This is a genomic window from Colwellia sp. C2M11, assembly GCF_018860915.1.
In the GTDB taxonomy this organism is placed as follows: Bacteria; Pseudomonadota; Gammaproteobacteria; order Enterobacterales; family Alteromonadaceae; genus Colwellia.
In genome coordinates, this window is sequence record NZ_JAHKQD010000026.1 from 1 (window position 1) to 2,352 (window position 2,352).

A 2,352-nucleotide genomic window follows, 5' to 3' on the forward strand; every position below is an offset into this window, starting at 1 on the left:
GTGTCTTGGCTACCCATTAAATTAGGGACCACAACACTTAACATCATGCCGATAATAACAATTACCACCATAACTTCTAACAAGGTAAAGCCTTGTGCTTTTTTTTGTGTGTGTTTTAAACTTTTATTAATCATTATTTTTCCTAATTACCTTTATAAATTTAACATTTTCATTCTGTTATCTCTCATTATTAGGCGAATAAATTCGCCCCTACGATGATGATAATCAACCCTTTTGTGGGGCTTATTTTTTATCTGGCGAATAAATTCGCCCCTAAGGTGATAATAATCAACCCTTTTGTGGGGCTTATTTTTTATCTGGCGAATAAATTCGCCCCTACGGTGATAATAATCACCCCTTTTGTAAGGCTTATTTTTTATCCGGCGAATAAATTCGGCCCTACGATGTTAATAATCTCCCCTTTTGTGGGGATTATTTTTTATCCGGCGAATAAATTCGCCCCTACGATGTTAATAATCTCCCCTTTTGTGGGGATTATTTTTTATCCGGCGAATAAATTCGCCCTACGGTGATAATAATCAACCCTTTTGTAGGGGCGACTTCAGTCGCCTGTTTACAATACACACTAATAACGCCGTATTATGTTACCTTCCATTATTAGGCGAATAAATTCGCCCCTACGGTGTTAATAATCCCCCCTTTTGTGGGGATTATTTTTTATCCGGCGAATAAATTCGCCTCTACAGTGATAATAACCAATTCCTTCATATTCCGTTTATCCACCAACAAAGGTGTTTAATTTCAATATAGGCTCTAATATGGCCATTACGATAAATAAAACAACCCCTGCCATGCCTACCATCAATGCAGGTTCAAATGCTTTTAATGAAATATTCATCAATGCTTCAAATTCGTTATCTTGGTTGTCGGCTGCGCGTCCTAACATTTGCTCGATTTGTCCACTTTTTTCACCACTGGCGATCATATGCAACATCATTGGTGGAAATAATTTCGTTTGTTCAAGCGATAAGTGTAGGCTTGAGCCTTCACGTACTTTATCTGACGCTAATTTTACTTGCTGTTTTATGTACAAGTTGTCGAGTACTTCACCTGAAATTTTCATACTTTCTAATAACGGCACTGCACTCGCTGATAATATACTTAAGGTTCTTGCAAAACGTGCCGTATTAAGACCTTTAGCTACTTTACCAATACCGGGTAAGTAGATCAGTCTTTGATGGAAGAGCATCTGATATTTTGGCTTCTTTAATAGCTCTGAAACTATTAACATAAGACCTGCAATAAATAAAACAATCAAAAGGCCATTCGCTTGTAAAAACTCACTACTGGCAATTAAAAACTTAGTTGAGCCAGGTAAGTTTGCACCCATATGCTCAAATTGCCCTACGATTTGTGGTACTACTTTGGTTAATAATATTGCGATAACCCCAATAGCAACCACTGTCATAATGACAGGATAAACTAAGGCTTGGATAAGTTGAGAACGCATTTGTTCTCGTTTTTCTGTGTAATCAGCTAAGCGATTTAATACTTTATCTAAGTGACCAGATTTTTCACCAGCTGCAACCATCGCGCGATATAAGTGATTAAATACTTTCGGGTATTCAGCGAGGCTTTCTGCTAAACCATAACCTTCGGTTACCTTGGTACGAACCCCCATAATCATACTTTTAATACGATTTTTTTCACCTTGCTCAGCAACGGCTATTAAGGACTCTTCTAATGGCAATCCAGATTCTACTAAGGTTGCTAGCTGACGAGTAATTAACGACAATTCAGCAGCAGATACTTTTCCTGTGCCTTTACTTTTGCCTTTACCCGAGCTTGCTTTTCCTGTTTTACTTTTATTATGAGTAAGGGTAGGGGTTACTTCCGTAGGCATTAACCCTTGTTCACGCAATAATGCGCGGGCTTGCCTTGGGGTATCACCTTCAATAACACCTTTTTTATTTTTCCCTCGGCTATCAACCGCAAGGTAATCAAATGCTGCCATATGTTTTAATCATTTCTTGTTGTTTGTAAATGTGCCATTAATCTTCTCGCGTAACGCGCAATACTTCTTCCAGCGTTGTTTGCCCCAACATGACTTTATCAAAGCCATCACGTCTAATTGACGCAGTGTTGGTGCGTATATATTTCTCGATGCCTTGCTCACCATGCCCATTATGAATAAGCTCACGTACAGTATCATCAACCACTAATATTTCCTGAATACCGGTTCTGACGTGATAACCTTTAAAGTTACATTCTTTACACTCTTTAGGGAGATAAATGACTTGTTGGTTATCGTTAGGTAAACCAAGTAACGCACAATCTTCTTCACTAGGTAAGTGACTTTCTCTACAATGGGGACAAAGCGTTCTTACTAAG

The 2,352-nt window shown here is 38.4% G+C and carries 2 protein-coding genes and 1 pseudogene; all 3 read right to left on the bottom strand.

Annotated features, from left to right (window positions below; translation table 11 throughout):
* The coding region (locus KO509_RS07740; RefSeq protein ID WP_215972713.1) for a prepilin-type N-terminal cleavage/methylation domain-containing protein at positions 1 to 134 on the bottom strand (134 nt) is incomplete at its 3' end.
* Between the two features lie 602 nt (positions 135 to 736).
* On the bottom strand, positions 737 to 1,975 hold the full coding sequence (gene gspF / locus KO509_RS07745) for a type II secretion system inner membrane protein GspF (RefSeq protein ID WP_215972712.1): 1,239 nt from the start codon (positions 1,973 to 1,975) through the stop codon (positions 737 to 739).
* A 37-nt stretch (positions 1,976 to 2,012) separates the two neighbouring features.
* Positions 2,013 to 2,352 (bottom strand): annotated as a pseudogene (locus KO509_RS07750) (type II secretion system protein GspE); the annotation flags it as partial.

Coding starts and splice junctions, on each gene's coding strand:
- gspF (WP_215972712.1), bottom strand. CDS start 1,975: ATGGCAGCATTTGATTACCTTGCGGTTGATAGCCGAGGGAAAAATAAA.